We start from the raw sequence: 15,471 nt of genomic DNA, 5'->3' as shown, positions 1-15,471 counted from the left end.
GCGCGTTGACCCGACCCGTCATGTGCCCCCACCTTCGTCCGCTGCTGCGGAACGCACCCCCTCGGCGTACCGCATTCCCCCCTTGCACGGGTCCGAAGGCCCGTGGCGTGCCGCGCCGTCGACGCGCCCCGCCGTGCCGCCGGGGAAAGATCACTTGCCCCGCGGACGGTGTCGCGTAAACAACACCCATGTAGTTTGCTGCCCGCCGCAAGGCTACCGCAGCAGGTTTCGCATTCCGAGCAAAGAAGTGCCGATCCGGACGTGTGTCGCGCCGTGCCGGACGGCCGCCTCGAGGTCCCCGCTCATGCCGGCCGAGATCGTGGTGGCGCCCGGATGCGTCCCGGTCAACCGCTCGGACAGGCCGCGCAGCAGCTCGAACGCCCGGTCCGGCTCCCAGTCCATCGGGGCCACCGCCATCACGCCGCCCAGCCGCAGGCCGGCCGCACCGGCCACCGTGTCGGATACGCGCCAGAGATCGTCACCGGCGGCACCCCCGCGGGCCGTGTCACCGTCGATGCTGACCTGCACCAGAACGTCGAGCGGACTCGGGTCGGCGCGATCGCGGGCGGCCCGGTCGAGGGCCTCGGCCAGCCGCACCGAGTCGACCGACTCCACCACGCCGGCGTAACGGACCACCGAGCGGGCCTTGTTGCGCTGGAGCTGACCGACGAAGTGCCACCGCGGGGTCGCCCCCGCGGCCCGCGCCTCGTCCGCCTTGGGCGCCGCCTCCTGGTCGCGGTTCTCGCCGACATCGGTGACGCCGAGCCCGGCGAGCAGCACCACATCGCTCGCCGGGTACGTCTTGGTGACCGCGACCAGGGTGACCTCGTCCGCGGTCCGGCCGGCGGCCGCGCACGCGCGCCCGATCCGGCCGTTCACTTCGTCTAGGGCGGCGGCCAGCTGGGCCCGCCGTCCCGGGTCGGTCACGAGCCGTTCTTGAGGAAGTCCGGCACATCCACGTCGTCGAAGAGCACGCGCCGCGGCGGCGGCGTGGACTGGGCCGGCGCCGGCGTGGGCGCCGAGGTGGCCGTGGCGGGCGCCGGCGGCGTGACCGCGGTCCGCTCGGCCGGCTGCTGCACGACCTTGCGGGCCGGCTCGGACGGCTTGTAGGAGGGCGTGCCCCCGTCGAAGCCGGCCGCGATCACGGTGACCCGCACCTCGTCGCCCAGCGCGTCGTCGATGACCGCACCGAAGATGATGTTGGCGTCCGGGTGCGCCGCGTCGGTGACCAGCTGCGCCGCGTCGTTGATCTCGAACAGACCCAGGTCGGAGCCGCCGGCGATGGAGAGCAGCACGCCGCGGGCGCCGTCCATGCTCTGCTCGAGCAGCGGGCTCGAGATCGCCTTCTCGGCCGCCTCGACCGCGCGGTTGTCGCCGCGGGCGCTGCCGATGCCCATGAGCGCGCTTCCGGCCCCGCTCATCACGCTCTTGACGTCGGCGAAGTCGAGGTTGATCAGACCGGGGGTGGTGATCAGGTCGGTGATGCCCTGAACGCCGGACAGCAGCACCTGGTCGGCCTGGCGGAACGCGTCCATCATGCTTATTCCGCGGTCGCCCAGCGCGAGCAGCCGGTCGTTCGGGATCACGATGAGCGTGTCGCACTGGTTGCGCAGCTCGTCGATGCCGGACTCGGCCTGCACCTGGCGGCGCTTGCCCTCGAACGAGAACGGGCGGGTGACGACGCCGATGGTGAGCGCGCCGAGCTTGCGGGCGATGTTCGCGACCACCGGCGCACCGCCGGTGCCGGTGCCGCCGCCCTCGCCACACGTCACGAAGACCATGTCGGCGCCCTTGAGCACCTCTTCGATCTCGTCCCGGTGGTCCTCGGCGGCGTTCTTGCCGACCTCGGGCTGCGCTCCGGCGCCGAGGCCCCGGGTCAGTTCCCGCCCGACGTCGAGCTTGACGTCGGCGTCGCTCATCAGAAGCGCCTGGGCATCGGTGTTGATCGCGATGAACTCGACGCCCTTGAGCCCGACCTCGATCATGCGGTTCACGGCGTTCACACCGCCGCCGCCGATCCCGACGACCTTGATGACCGCCAGGTAGTTATGGGGAGGTGTCATGGGCTCAGCCTTCCCTTCCGGGGTTGGCGGATGTCGTGGGCCCCTCGCGATCCGGCCAGAATCGCAACTCGACATCCGCTGCCGTGCAAGGGAGGGCGAGGAAACCCTCACCCTCTACTAGAGGCTTAGGGTTATGTCAACCACTCAACCTCTGGAGGCAACGTAAGCGGACATTCGACCGCAACCAAAGACCCGGCACGGCGTGTCGGCGTCCGCTTACGTGGCGAAAATCCGACCGACCCGTAACCTCGACCAAAATGTGCCGTTTGCGACCTTATGTCCGCTTAGATGTCGATGCTAGCGGATCGTCACGACCGACGGCGCCGAGACGTCGATCTCCTGGCCCTTGCGCTTCAGCAGGGCCGTCGCGACCTGGCTCTTCGTCTCGCTCTGGGTGTCGTCGCCCCACACCACCGTGCGGTCCTTGCGCAGCTCGAGCCGGATCTGGGCCGGGGCGTCGACCGAGACCGCCAGCACCTGCTCGCGCAGTTCCTCGCTCAGCGCGGCCAGCACGGTCAGCGCCGATCTCGTGTTCACGTCGGACGGCCCGGGGAAGTCGACCCGCACCTGCGGCAGGTCGGCCGGCGCCTGCTTGACCGTCTGGAACGCCACCCCGGCCCGGTCGATCAGGGTGAACTGACCGTTCTGCGGCACGGCGGCCACCGGGGTCCGCTCCACCACCTCGACGACCAGCGTGGACGGCCAGCTGCGGCGCACCACGACCCGCTCGACCGGGGCCAGCTGACGCACCCGGGCCCGGACCCCGTCGAGATCGACCCGGGCCAGCGGCTCGGCGTCGGGCACCGCGGCCGCCTGCTCGATCTGGGCCGGGGCCAGCAGCTGGGCGCCGACCACCCGGACGTCACGCACGCCCAGCACCGAGGTGCCGTAGATCAGCCAGAGCACTCCCCCGGCCACGAGCAGCACGCCGGCCGCCACCGCCCAGGGCAGCGCGGCCCGCATCCGGCGCTGGCGGGCCCGGGCCATGAACCGCCGGGCGGACGACGGCACCGCGTCGGTGTCCGCCCGCACCAGCCTCCAGTTACGCCCCCCGCCGCTCATGGCCCTCCTCTAGCTCTGAGAAACCCCGGCCAGCGCGACCAGCAACTCGTCGCCCATCATCGAGATCGGCGGCGCGCCCATGGTCACCACCACATCACCCGGGCGGCTGCGGCGCACGACCTCGGCCGGCACGTCCTCCCAGTCGGCGACGAACACCTTGCTGTCCGCCGGCAGGTCGATCGCCGCGGTCAGCGCCACGCCGCCCTCGCCCGGCCCGCGCACCTCGCCCGGCCCGAAGACCTCCATGCAGATCACCTGGTCGGCGATGCCCAGCCCCTCGGCCAGCTCGGCCTGCAGGTCGCGGGTGCGATAGACCCGGTAGGGCTGGAAGACCACGAGCAGACGGCCGTCGCCGGCCACCTCGCGCAGCGTGCGGAGCGCCGCCTTGACCGAGGTCGGGTGGTACGCGTATTCGTCGTAGACCCGTACGCCGGCCGCGATGCCCTTGCGTTCGAAGCGCCGCCGGACGCCCGGGAACGACGCCAGCGCCTCGACGATCTTGTCGAGCGGCAGACCCAGGCGCAGCGCCGTCAGCACCGCGGCGGCGCTGTTGAGGCCCATGTGCTTGCCCGGCAGCGCCAGCTTGATCTCGCCGAGCGGCTTGCCGTCGAGCTCCGCCGCATAGCGCACGCCGCTGACGGTCGAGACCACGTCACTGATCCGCAGATCGGCCGAGGCGGATTCCCCGTACGTGTAAACGGTCTTGCCTTTGGCTCTGAGTGCCGAGATCAGGTCCTGCGTGCCCGGATCGTCGGCGCAGGTGACCACGAAGCCGTCGGGCGCGGCCAGCTCGGCGAACTGCAGGAACCCGGCCTTGAGCCCGTCCAGGTCGCCCCAGTTGTTGAGGTGATCGCCCTCGATGTTGGTCACGATCGCCACGTGTGGCCGGTAGATCAGGAACGATTTGTCGCTCTCGTCGGCCTCGACCACGAAGTGCGGGCCGGTGCCGTGGTGGCCGTTGGACCCGGCCTCGCTGATCTCGCCGCCGATCACGAAGGACGGGTCCTGCCCGGCGTGCTGGAAGATCACCGTCATGATCGACGTGGTGGTCGTCTTGCCGTGGGTGCCGGCCACGGCGATGGCCTGCCGGTTGGTCATCGCGGCGGCCAGCGCCTCGGAGCGGTGCAGCACGCGCAGCCCGCGCCGGCGCGCCTCGACCAGCTCGAGGTGGTCGTGCGGGATGGCGGTGGAGTAGACGACCGTGTCGACGCCGTCCAGATTTTCCGCGACGTGGGCCATGTGGATCGTGCCGCCGAGCGCGCGCAGCCCGGCCAGCGCCGGCCACTCGCGCAGTTCGCTGCCCGAGACCGGTACGCCCCGGGTGAGCAGCAGACGGGCGAGACCGGCCATGCCGACCCCGCCGATGCCGATGAGGTGCACGCTGCCCAGGTCTTCGGCGGTCAACTCGCCGACCGGTCGCAGCTCCGCCGTGTTCACTCGTTCGCTCCCTTGGTGAAAACGCTCATCGGTCCTTCTCCACAGCTTCGAGAACGAACTGGAGCAGGGCCTCGTCACCGTCGCGACGACCGTACCGGGAAGCGGCCTGACCCATGGCGGCGAGGCGGTGCCTGTCCCGCGCCAGCGGGATCAGGTGCTGCTCGATCCACTCGGGGGTGAGGTCGTCGTTGTCGACCAGGACGCCACCGCCCGCGTCGACCACCGGCTGCGCGTTGCGCTTCTGCTCCTGGTTGCTGAACGGGTAGGGCACGTAGATCGCGGGCACGCCGAGCGCGGTCGTCTCGGCCACCGTGATCGCGCCGCCCCGGCACAGCATGAGGTCGGCCGCGGCATAGCCGAGCTGCATGTCGGACAGGTAGGGCAGCACCACGTAGGGCACCGGGAGGTCGTTCGGCACCTCGAACGGGTCGTTGCGGCCACCCTGCACGTGCAGCACCTGGACGCCCGCGTGGGCCAGGCGCTTGGCCGCGGCGGCGACGGCCAGATTGACCGTACGGGCGCCGGAGGAACCACCCGACACGAAGAGCACCGGCAGGTCGGGCCGCAACCCGAAGTGATGCAGGGCCTGCGGGCGCAGCGCCGCCCGGTCGAGGCGGGTCAGCGACGTGCGCAGCGGCACCCCGACCACGCGGGCGTCCTTGAGCGACTCGGCCATCTGCGGCTGCTGCGGGAAGCCCACGGCGACGTTCTTGGTGAACCGCATGCCCATCCGGTTGGCGACGCCCGGCGGCACGTTGACCTCGTGGATCACGATCGGCAGCTCACGCCGCCAGGCCGCCAGGTAGGCCGGCACCGACACGTAGCCGCCGAAGCCGACCACCACGTCGGCCTGGACCTCGTCGAGGATCTTGCCGGCCGCGTGGGCCGACTTCCACATCCGGTCGGGGGTGCGGATCAGGTTGAGGTTGATCGACCGGGGCAGCTGGAACGCCGGGATCACGCGCAGGTCGTAGCCGGTCGGCGGGATCAGCTCGTTCTCCATGCCCTTCGGGCTGCCGAGGGCGGTGATCCGCACCTCGGGGAAGTGCCGTTTGACCGCGTCGGCGAAGGCGAGCAGCGGATAGATGTGTCCGCCGGTGCCTCCTCCGGCGAGCACGACGGACCGCAGCAGTCCCACTACCGTCTCCCTTCTGAACCCGCCTTCTCACGAGCGGGACTCGGCCGCCGCGAGGGGGGAAGCGGCGGCAGCGGGGCCCAGACTAGCCGTACCCATCTCGCGGGCGGACGCGCGTTCAGCGCGAGTGACGCCTGCGGTTCGGCGCGGGCGAACGAGGCCAGCATGCCGACCGCCGCCATGGTCACCACGAGGGCGCTGCCACCTGCGGAGATGAACGGCAGCGGGAGGCCGGTGATGGGCAGCATGCCGGTCACGCCGCCGATGTTGATCACAGCCTGGGCCACCAGCCAGGTGGTGATCGCGGCCGCGGCGAGCCGGCGGAACGGGTCCTGCGAGCGGCGGGCGATCCGGAATCCGGTGTAGGCGAGCACCGAGAACAGGGCCAGGATGACGGCACAGCCGACCACCCCGAGCTCCTCGGCGACCACGGCGAAGATGAAGTCGTTGTCGGCCTCGGGCAGCCAGTTCCACTTCAGCGCGCCCTTGCCCAGGCCGACCCCGAACCAGCCGCCCTCGAAGATCGCCGAGCGGGCCTGGATCAGCTGGTAGCAGGGCCCGGCCAGGTCGCACTGGTCGATCGGCTGGAGGAAGTTGGTGAGCCGGGCCAGCCGGTAGTTCTCCTCGCCCGACTGGCCCGAGCCGGCGCCACCGGAGGCGGCCGCGATCAGCAGGCTGATGCCGGCCAGGCCGAGCACCCCGAGCGCGGCGAAGATCCGCAGCCGGACGCCGGCCGCCCAGAGCAGGCCGATGATCAGGGCCAGCAGCACCAGCATGCTGCCCAGGTCGTTGTAGCCGACCAGCACGAAGAGCAGGCCGATGACCGGGAACAGCGGGCGGGACAGCTCTTTCCAGTGACCCAGCGCCGGGCCCTTACGGGCGATCACATCGGCGCCCCAGAGCACCATGCCGAGCTTGGCGAACTCGGCCGGCTGCAGGCCGATCGGGCCGAAGTAGAGCCAGAGCAGCTCGGCGTGCACCGGGCCGATCCGGGGGGTGCTGAGCAGCCCGACCGAGGCCAGCGCCTCCAGCAGGTCGAGGACGGCGAGCAGCACGATGGCCGTGCCCAGCACGACCTTGCCCAGGTCGCGCAGGGTGCCGGCGGGCAGGCGCTGGCAGACCCAGAAGGCGACCAGGCCGAGCAGGGCGAAAACCGCCTGGTTGGCGATCGCGCTGAAGGCGTTCCCGTTCTCCGCGTACGCCTTCACGCTGGTCGCCGAGAAGACCATGGTGAGCCCGATCAGCAGCAGCAGACCCGAGCTGGCGAGCAGCAGATAGTACGACGACAGCGGCCGTGCCAGGAGCCCGTGCACGGCGGGCAGCAGCTGCCGGCTCAGTGACGGGCGGGATGCCTGCTGAGTCCGGTCTTCCGCCATTCACTCATCTTCGTCCCGCCGACACGCCAGTCCGCGCTTCACCCCTGGCGTGTCGCGAAGGTGTTCTATCCCATGGCGGCGAGGAAGTCCGAGTAGAACAGTCCGAGCCCGATCGCGACGCAGATCCCGGCCACGATCCAGAACCGGACCACGATGTTGACCTCGCTCCACCCCGCGAGTTCGAAGTGGTGCTGCAGCGGCGACATGCGGAACACACGCTTACCGGTGGTCTTGAACGAAATGATCTGGATGACCACCGACATCGTGATGATCACGAACAGGCCGCCGATGATGATCGACAGCAGCGTGGTGCGGGTGGCGATGGCCAGGCCGCCGATCAGCCCGCCCAGGCCGAGCGCGCCCGCGTCACCCATGAAGATCCGGGCCGGGGACGTGTTCCACCACAGGAAGCCGACACAGGCGGCGGCCGCCGCGGCCGCGATCATCGCGATCTCGAGCGGATCGCGCACCTGGTAGCAGTACTCGTTGACCCGGGCGTAGTCGGTGTCACCGCACCAGTGGCGGTACTGCCAGAAGCCGATCAGCGAGTACGACCCCAGCACCAGGATCGAGGCGCCGGTGGCCAGGCCGTCGAGGCCGTCGGTCAGGTTCACGCCGTTCGACATCGACATGATGACGAACACGAAGACCAGGACCGAGCCCACCTTGCCGACGTCGAGCCAGCTGACGTCGCGGATGAACGAGATGGACTCGCTGGCCACCGTCTCGCCGTTGGTGCTGGGCACGTAGAGCGCGACGATGGCGAACGCGCCACCGACGATCAGCTGGCCGAGCAGCTTGCCCTTGGCGCTCAGGCCGTCGGAGTTACGGCGGCGCACCTTGAGGAAGTCGTCGAGGAAGCCGACCACGCCGCAGAAGACGAACAGTCCGAGCAGGACCAGCGCCGTCATGGTCGGCGACTCCTGCGCGATCTGCCGCTCGGGCAGCGTCGTCAGGGCCACGTGACCGGCCGCGTAGGCGACGACCGTGGCGATGATGAAGACGACCCCGCCCATCGTGGGCGTGCCCTTCTTGCCCTGGTGGCTCGCCGGGCCGAGGGTGCGGATGGGCTGGCCGGCCTTGAGCGCGGTGAAGACGCGGATCGCCACCGGGGTGCCGAACAGCGAGATGATGAACGCGACCGCGGCCGCGACGATGACTGCCCTCACGGGCGAACCTCCTCGGCACGCAGTGCATCCACCACGTCCCACGTGCGATACCGGGAACCCTTGACCAGCACCACGTCGCCGCCGAGGTCACCGCCCAGGAGCTCGACGGCCGAGGCCTGGTCGGGCACGACGGTAGCCGCGCCCTTCCACCCCTCGACGGCGAGCGCGCCGTCGGCGATCGGCGCCGCCTCGGGGCCGACCACGATCAGCCGGTCCACGCCGAGCTCGGCGGCCAGCCGGCCGACCTCTTCGTGGCCGGAGCGCTCGTGCTCGCCGAGCTCGGCCATGTAACCCAGCACGGCGGTGGTGCGCCGCCCGCCCGCCATCGACGCCAGCGCGTGCAGCGCGGCCGCGGTGGAGGACGGGTTGGCGTTGTACGAGTCGTCGATCACCGTGCCGCCGTCGGCCCGGGTGAACACGTCCATCCGGCGGCTCGAGACGATGCCGACCTGCCCCAGTGCGACCGCCAGCTCGTCGAACGGCAGCCCGGCGGAGAGCGCGACCCCGGCCGCCGCGAGCGTGTTGGCGACCTGGTGCCGGCCGGCGACCGCGAGTTCGACCCGCGCCGCCCGGTCCTCGAAGTGCAGCGTGTACGACGCGCAACCGCGGCCGTTCACCACGACGTCCGACGCTCGAACATCCGATTTATCGGACTCGCCGGTGAAAAGTACGCGGGCCGCCGAAAGACCCGCCATCCCCGCCACCAGCGGATCATCGGCGTTCAGCACGGCCACACCGCCGGCCGGCAGCGCGGAGATCAGCTCGCCCTTGGCCCGCGCCGTGCCCTCGACCGAACCGAACTCGCCGATGTGGGCCGCACCGATGTTGAGCACGGCCCCGATCGACGGCCGGGCGATCTCGGTCAGGTAGCGGATGTGCCCGATCCCCCGGGCGCCCATCTCGAGCACCAGGAAGCGGGTGTCCACCCCGGCCTGCAGCACCGTGTAGGGGAAGCCCAGCTCGTTGTTGAGCGACCCGGCGGGCGCGATGGCCGGCCCGATCCGGGCGAGCAACTGGCCGATGTAGTCCTTGGTCGTCGTCTTGCCCGACGAGCCGGTCAGCCCGACCACGGTGAGGTTGCTGAGCCGGGTAACCACCGCGTGGGCCAGCGCCGCGAGCGCCGCGAGGGGCTCGGCGACGACCACGCCCGGCTGCCCGGTGTCGCGGGTGCTGAGCACCGCCGCCGCCCCGGCCGCGACCGCCGTGCCCGCGTACTCGTGGCCGTCGACCTTCTCGCCCTCGAACGCGACGAACAGCCCACCCGGGCCGATCTTGCGGGAGTCGTACTCGACCCCGCCGGTGACCGCGAGCCCCGCGTCCGCGTTGACCACGCGGCCGCCGGTGATCTCGGCGATCTCGGCCAGTGTCAGGCGGATCATGCGGCACCCCCGGCCGCGGCGGTCAGCGCCTCGGCGAGCTCGATCCGGTCGTCGAACGGCAGCATCTGACCGTTCACCTCCTGGCCCGACTCGTGCCCCTTGCCCAGCAGCGCGATCACGTCGCCGGCGCCGGCCAGCCGGACCGCCTCGTCGATGGCCGCCCGCCGCCCGGGGACTTCGATGATCTTCGCCGGGCCGCCGGACTGTTCGGCACCGGCGCGCACGGCCGCGCGTACGAGGGAAGGGTCTTCGGTCCGGGGGTTGTCGTCGGTGACGATGACCAGGTCGGCTCCGCGCGCGGCGGCCGCACCCATCAGCGCCCGCTTGCCCTTGTCGCGATCGCCGCCGGCCCCGATCAGGCCGATCAACCGGCCCCCGCGCCCGGTGGCCAGCTCACGCAGCGCGGCCAGCGCGGCCACGATCGCGTCCGGCTTGTGCGCGTAGTCGACCACGCCGAGCACCTGACCCGGGGCGGTCACCCGCTCGAGCCGGCCCGGAACGCCCGGGCAGGCGGCGATGCCATCGGCCGCGACTTGCGCGTCGATGCCCGCGGCGACCAGGGCGGCCAGGGCCAGCAGCGCGTTGGCCACGTTGTGCCGGCCGGGCAGCGAGACGCCGCCCTCGACCTCGACGCCGGGACCGTGGGCGACGAAGCGCTGACCGAACTCGGACGGCCGCACGTCGGTGGCCCACCACGTGGCCGCCGGGTCACCGGCCGCCGAGTAGCTGATCGTGGACGGTTTGAACAGCGGCCGCAGCGCCGCGTCGTCGAGGTTGAGCACCTCGAACCGGCAGCGGCCGTCGAACAGCTTGGCCTTGGCCGCGAAGTAGTCGTCGGCGTCGGCGTGGAAGTCGAGGTGGTCGAGCCCGAAGTTGGTGTAGCCGCCGACGGTGAAGCCGATGCCGCCGACCCGCCCGACCGCGAGGGCGTGGCTGGACACCTCCATCACCACCGACTCGACCCCGCGCTCGAGGCCGGCGGCCAGGATCGCGTGCAGGTCGGTGGCCTCGGGGGTGGTGCGCACGCTCGGCACGACCAGGTCGCCGATCCGGGTCTCGACCGTGCCGATCAGCCCGGTGGTCACGCCGGCCGCCCGCAGGCCCGACTCGACCAGATAGGCCGTCGAGGTCTTGCCCGCGGTGCCGGTGATGCCGATCATCGTCAGCCGGCCCGACGGGTCGCCGTAGACCGCGGCCGCGGCCGTGCCCAGCACCGCCCGGGGGTCGTCGGCCACCAGCACCGGCAGCCCGGTCGCGACCGCCGCGGCATGGCCGGCGGCGTCGGTCAGCACCGCTGCCGCGCCCGCCGCGGCAACGTCGCCGGCGAACTCGGCGCCGTGCCGGTTGGCGCCCGGCAGCGCGGCGTAGAGATCGCCCGGACGGACCGCGCGACTGTCGTGCGTGATGCCCGTGACCTCGGTGTCTGTACCGGTCAGAGTCGCCGGTAACAGCGCCGCCAACCGGGCCAGACGGTAGGGGGCAACGGACTCGGGACGGGGAATGCCGGGCACGGCGTCAGACCCTACCCCGTGCCCGGCTTCGTACGGAAAACGCCATGCTTCTCACGGATGGATCTTGAATGTCGGAGCCTTGGTGGTCGACGGCGGCACCCGGTAGTGCAGCAGCGCGAACGACATCATCTGCGAGAACGCCGGAGCCGCCACGTCGCCACCGGTGCCCTTGGGCACGTCGGCCGACACCGCGATCACGTACCGCGGGTTCTCGGCCGGCGCCATGCCGATGAACGAGCCGTAGTTGGCGCTCGTGTACTGCCCGTCGATGAGCCGCTTGCCGGTGCCCGTCTTGCCGGCCACGCGGTAGCCGGCCACCGCGGCCTGGGTGCCGGTCGCGTGGTCGTTGTCGACCACCGACTCCATCATCTCGCGCAGGTCGGACGCCACGCCCGGGTCGAGCACCTTGTGCGTCGCGGGAGCGGCGGCCGAGGTGACCTTGCCGTTGTCGCCCGAGATCATCGACTTGATCATGTGCGGCTGGATGTAGGTGCCGTCGTTGGCGATCGCCTGGTAGCCGGCCGCCATCTGGATCAGCGTGGCGTCCACGCTCATCCCGATCGGCACCGAGCCCGAGGCCGAGCCGCTCCACTCGTCCGGCGTCAGCAGCTTGCCGTCGGCCTCGCCCGGCATGCCCTCACCGGTCGCCTTGCCCAGCCCGAACTTCTGCTGATACTCGTAGACCTTCTCCTTGCCGAGCCGGTCGGCGATCAGGATCGTGCCCACGTTGGACGAGTAGGCCAGCAGGCCCGGCATCGTCATCTTGGTGCCCTTGTCCTGCACGTGGCTGTCTTGGAAGCGGTAACCGCCGCGCTCCAGAGCCGGGCCGATGGTCAGCACCGAGTCCTTGGTGATCAGCCCTTCCTGCATGGCCGCGCCGAAGATGAACGCCTTGTGGATCGAGCCCGGGTCGGCCACGATGCTGCTGGCCGCGTCCTCGCGCTCGGTCGGCGTGTACTCGCTGGGCTTGGCCGCGTTGTACATCGGATAGCTCGCCTGGGCCAGCACCTCGCCGGTCTTGACGTCGAGCACCACCGCCGCCGCCATCGTGGCCTTGGTGCGCTGACTCTCGGCGGCCAGGATGCGCTGCACCTCGTACTGCAGGTCACCGTCGATGGTCAGCTCCAGCGACGTGCCCGGCTGGGGCGCGGTGTACTTCTCGTAGCCGCCCGGGATCGGTTTGTTGAGGTCGCCCTTGCCGATCTCGAAGACCCGCTCGCCGGAGGCGCCGCGCAGCAGCGAGTCGTAGCGCGCCTCGAGACCCTCCAGGCCGGAGTTGTCGGCGCCGGTGAACCCGATCAGGTTGGCCGCCAGGTTGGCGCCCGGAACGTCGCGCCGCTCGTCCTGCTTGACCACGATGCCGTCCAGCTTCATGGCCGCGATCCGGTCGCCGACCGAGATGTCGAGACCCTGCTTGAGGTATTCGAAGCGGGAGTCCCGGCCGTCGGGCCGCTTGTGCGGCTTCATCAGCGGGATCAGCTTGGCCTGGGACACGCCGAGCAGCGGGCTCAGCGTGGCCGCGGTCGCCTCCGGGTCCTTGACCAGACCAGGGTCGGCGCCGACGAACCGGGCCTCAACGCTGTGCACCAGCACGGTGCCGTCCCGGTCGAGGATGCTGCCCCGCGCGGCCGGCAGGCGTACCTCGGCCAGCCGGTCCTTGCGCAGTTCCATCAGCATCGTCGCGTCCTCGGGCGACGATCCCACCTGGAGGACGACGAGCCGGACACCGATCATCACGAACATCGACAGCGCGACCACGGCCCCGATCCGCAGCCGGCGGGTGCTGTTGGCCAGCTTGGGCGGTTCGGCCACGACCGCGCGGACGGCCCGGTCGACCCGCGGTCCTCCGACGGTCCGTCGTGGTCCGGCTGCCTTTCCCGTACGGGGTGAGGCCGCGCTCTTTCCGGTACGGGGAGAAGCCGTCGGGCGACCCGATCGGGCCGGCTTCGCGGTCGTCCGCGTCCGGCTGCGGTCGGCCACCGTGCGCGCCGCTGCGCCGGTGCGGGCGACCGTGCGACGGGGACGACGGTCGAAGTCCTCCTCGTCGTCGTCCAGGTCGGGCTCGGGCCGGCGGCTGCGCGGCGGCTTCTTCTCGGCGCGGTCGATCTCGGCCCGGCTGCGCGGCGGCTTCTTCTCCGGACGGTCGGTCTCGACCGGCTCGGGCGTCGCCGGTGGACGTCCTCGCCGGGCCGGCTGGCCGCCGTCGAGCACCTGCAGCGCGGGCCGGAACGGGTCGGACGTGCGCGCGGCCCGCGGCGAGCGGGTGCGCTGGTCGCGCTCGGCCACGGTGCGGCCGCGCGGCGTGTAGGCCCGCGCGTCGCCGATGCCACCGAAACCGCGGCTCTGCTTGGCGTCCCCGTCGCCCTCGACCGGCAGGTCACGAGACGTACCGCGCCGGGGCTGAGCGCCCCGGCGCGGTGGAGTGTCGTCGGCTCGCGGCGGCATGCTGGGCTACCGCCCGGTGCCGGCCGGAGCGGTGCCGGTCGGACCGGTGCCGGCCGACGGCGCCTGGGTGTCCGGCGCGGTGATCGAGCGCGGGCCCTCGGCCGGCCGCGGCACCCGGATGATCTTGCCGTCCGGCAGCCGCAGCTGGGCCACGTCCTGAATGTTGGCCCGCACCAGGCCGAGCCGCCGGGCGGCCGCGTCCAGGTTGCCGATGCTCGACGCCTCGACCAGCTGGTTGTCCAGGTCCTGGCGCTGGTTGTCCAGCGCCGAGTTCTGGTTCTGCAGCTCGGCGATGCGGAACGAGTTCTCGTTGGTCTTCGTGTTGATCAGCAGGATGCCGAGCACCCCGACGATCACCACGCCGATCACGCCGGCCACGAACGGCGCCCGCGGTCCACCGTGGATCGGCGGCGGCGGGGCGACCCGCAGACGCGGCTTGGCGCCCTGCTCGGTCACCCGCAGCGGCTCGACCGTGACGTCGATCTGCAGCGCGGCCGCGCCGTCGACCGGGGCGTCCACCCGGCCGCGTCCGCGCGCCTTGTCCCGGACCGGCTCGCTCCGGCCCCCGGACCGGCGCGTGTCGCGCTCCTTCGCTCCGGCGAACTGCCGCGCCCCCCGGCCGGCACTTCCCGGGGCGTCCGCATCGCGGCTCCGGCCCGTGTCGCGCCGTCCGGTCGTCGGGCGGTACTGATCCGCGGTCCGGCCCCCCGACCGCGGCGCCTGGGTGCGCTCGCTCATGCTTCTCCCTCCCCCTCTTCCCGTTCCCCCGGGCGTAACCGCCCTTGTCCCCCGTGCGTTGTAGACAGTCGAGGCCGTTCGCGGGCGGCCCCCGGTGTTTCGTGGCGATCGAGACGCTCGACCGCGCGCAGCTTCACCGAAGCCGCTCGCGGGTTGTCCGCGACCTCCTGCTCGCTGGGCGGTTCCGACCCCCTTGTCAGAAGCCGCAGCGTCGGTCCCGTGCCGGGCAGCTCGACCGGCAGGTCGACCGGCCCGGTGCTGCGCGTCCTCGCGGTGAGAGCGCGCTTGACGATCCGGTCCTCCAAAGATTGGTAGCTCATCACCACAAGCCGCCCTTTTACGGCCAAGGCGTCCAAAGCGGCCGGCATGGCCGCCTCGAGCGTGGCGAGTTCGCCATTTACCTCAATACGTAGCGCCTGAAACGTTCTTTTAGCGGGATTTCCACCCGTTCGTCGCGCGGCGGCCGGGATCGACTCCTTGACCAGCTCGGCCAGCCGGGCCGTCGAGGTGATCCGGCCCTTCTGCCGCTCCCGGACGATCGACGAGACGATCCTCGGCGCGAACTTCTCCTCGCCGTAGGTGCGCAGGATCCGGACCAGCGCACCCGGCTCGTACTCGTTCACGACCTGTTCGGCGGTGATGCCGGAGGTCTGGTCCATCCGCATGTCGAGCGGGGCGTCCTGGGCGTAGGCGAAGCCGCGGTCGGCCTCGTCCAGCTGCAGCGACGAGACACCCAGATCGAACAGCCCACTGTGGTACGACGCCAGGTCGAGCTCGTCGAGCACACGCGGCAACTCGTCGTAGACCGCGTGCACCAGGCGGGCCCGCTCGCCGAACCGCGCCAGGCGGTGCCGCGAGTGCGCGAGCGCCTCGGTGTCCCGGTCGAGGCCGACCAGCAGCACCTCGGGGAACCGTTCGAGCACGGCCTCGGCGTGACCGCCCAGACCCAGCGTGAAGTCGACGTGCACGGCGCCCGGCAGCCGCAGCGCGGGAGCGAGCAGCTCGAGGCAACGCTCGAGCAGCACCGGCACGTGTGTGCCGCGAAGCTCCCCCATAACGACCCCCATCGCCCCACCCCGACTGTTACGCGCGCCCTGCCCGGCACCGACCTGCCGGTTGTTCGTCCTGCCGCCGCGCCGATCGTGTCGATCCGCGG

At 71.6% G+C, this 15,471-nt stretch carries 12 protein-coding genes; all 12 read right to left on the bottom strand.

Features of this window, described 5'->3' with window-relative positions; genetic code table 11:
- Nucleotides 1-213: 213 nt before the first annotated feature.
- Nucleotides 214-927 (bottom strand): YggS family pyridoxal phosphate-dependent enzyme, encoded by a 714-nt coding sequence (locus tag KOI35_RS19445; RefSeq protein ID WP_215788928.1) that lies wholly within the window; start codon nt 925-927, stop codon nt 214-216.
- On the bottom strand, nt 924-2,063 hold the full coding sequence (ftsZ, locus tag KOI35_RS19440; RefSeq protein ID WP_215788927.1) for a cell division protein FtsZ: 1,140 nt from the start codon (nt 2,061-2,063) through the stop codon (nt 924-926). The genes KOI35_RS19445 and ftsZ overlap by 4 nt, the downstream gene beginning before the upstream one ends.
- A gap of 297 nt (nt 2,064-2,360) precedes the next feature.
- The gene (locus KOI35_RS19435; RefSeq protein WP_215788926.1) at nt 2,361-3,125 is read right to left on the bottom strand and encodes a cell division protein FtsQ/DivIB; all 765 of its coding nucleotides are present in this window, start codon (nt 3,123-3,125) and stop codon (nt 2,361-2,363) included.
- A 9-nt stretch (nt 3,126-3,134) separates the two neighbouring features.
- Nucleotides 3,135-4,562: a UDP-N-acetylmuramate--L-alanine ligase gene (murC, locus tag KOI35_RS19430; RefSeq protein WP_215788925.1), complete on the bottom strand. Its 1,428-nt coding sequence runs from the start codon at nt 4,560-4,562 to the stop codon at nt 3,135-3,137.
- Between the two features lie 25 nt (nt 4,563-4,587).
- Nucleotides 4,588-5,700: an undecaprenyldiphospho-muramoylpentapeptide beta-N-acetylglucosaminyltransferase gene (murG, locus tag KOI35_RS19425; RefSeq protein WP_215788924.1), complete on the bottom strand. Its 1,113-nt coding sequence runs from the start codon at nt 5,698-5,700 to the stop codon at nt 4,588-4,590.
- A complete protein-coding gene (locus KOI35_RS19420; RefSeq protein ID WP_215788923.1) occupies nt 5,700-7,073 on the bottom strand; it encodes an FtsW/RodA/SpoVE family cell cycle protein in 1,374 nt (457 codons plus the stop codon). The genes murG and KOI35_RS19420 overlap by 1 nt, the downstream gene beginning before the upstream one ends.
- Nucleotides 7,074-7,138: 65 nt before the next feature.
- Nucleotides 7,139-8,242 (bottom strand): phospho-N-acetylmuramoyl-pentapeptide-transferase, encoded by a 1,104-nt coding sequence (mraY, locus tag KOI35_RS19415; RefSeq protein WP_215788922.1) that lies wholly within the window; start codon nt 8,240-8,242, stop codon nt 7,139-7,141.
- The gene (locus KOI35_RS19410; RefSeq protein ID WP_215788921.1) at nt 8,239-9,621 is read right to left on the bottom strand and encodes a UDP-N-acetylmuramoyl-tripeptide--D-alanyl-D-alanine ligase; all 1,383 of its coding nucleotides are present in this window, start codon (nt 9,619-9,621) and stop codon (nt 8,239-8,241) included. The genes mraY and KOI35_RS19410 overlap by 4 nt, the downstream gene beginning before the upstream one ends.
- A complete protein-coding gene (locus tag KOI35_RS19405) occupies nt 9,618-11,132 on the bottom strand; it encodes a UDP-N-acetylmuramoyl-L-alanyl-D-glutamate--2,6-diaminopimelate ligase (RefSeq protein ID WP_215788920.1) in 1,515 nt (504 codons plus the stop codon). The genes KOI35_RS19410 and KOI35_RS19405 overlap by 4 nt, the downstream gene beginning before the upstream one ends.
- Nucleotides 11,133-11,183: 51 nt before the next feature.
- Nucleotides 11,184-13,577: a peptidoglycan D,D-transpeptidase FtsI family protein gene (locus KOI35_RS19400; protein ID WP_215788919.1), complete on the bottom strand. Its 2,394-nt coding sequence runs from the start codon at nt 13,575-13,577 to the stop codon at nt 11,184-11,186.
- A 6-nt stretch (nt 13,578-13,583) separates the two neighbouring features.
- Entirely contained in the window at nt 13,584-14,315 is a 732-nt protein-coding gene (gene ftsL / locus KOI35_RS19395; protein ID WP_215788918.1) for a cell division protein FtsL, read from the bottom strand.
- Entirely contained in the window at nt 14,312-15,382 is a 1,071-nt protein-coding gene (rsmH, locus tag KOI35_RS19390; protein ID WP_215788917.1) for a 16S rRNA (cytosine(1402)-N(4))-methyltransferase RsmH, read from the bottom strand. Before rsmH ends, ftsL begins: the two co-directional genes overlap by 4 nt.
- Nucleotides 15,383-15,471 lie beyond the last annotated feature (89 nt).

This window comes from Paractinoplanes bogorensis (genome assembly GCF_018829635.1).
GTDB lineage: Bacteria > Actinomycetota > Actinomycetes > Mycobacteriales > Micromonosporaceae > Actinoplanes > Actinoplanes bogorensis.
This window is presented reverse-complemented; position numbering and strand designations above follow the sequence as displayed.

Coding starts and splice junctions, on each gene's coding strand:
- ftsL (WP_215788918.1), bottom strand. CDS start 14,315: ATGAGCGAGCGCACCCAGGCGCCGCGGTCGGGGGGCCGGACCGCGGAT.
- ftsZ (WP_215788927.1), bottom strand. CDS start 2,063: ATGACACCTCCCCATAACTACCTGGCGGTCATCAAGGTCGTCGGGATC.
- KOI35_RS19435 (WP_215788926.1), bottom strand. CDS start 3,125: ATGAGCGGCGGGGGGCGTAACTGGAGGCTGGTGCGGGCGGACACCGAC.
- KOI35_RS19420 (WP_215788923.1), bottom strand. CDS start 7,073: ATGGCGGAAGACCGGACTCAGCAGGCATCCCGCCCGTCACTGAGCCGG.
- rsmH (WP_215788917.1), bottom strand. CDS start 15,382: ATGGGGGTCGTTATGGGGGAGCTTCGCGGCACACACGTGCCGGTGCTG.
- KOI35_RS19410 (WP_215788921.1), bottom strand. CDS start 9,621: ATGATCCGCCTGACACTGGCCGAGATCGCCGAGATCACCGGCGGCCGC.
- KOI35_RS19400 (WP_215788919.1), bottom strand. CDS start 13,577: ATGCCGCCGCGAGCCGACGACACTCCACCGCGCCGGGGCGCTCAGCCC.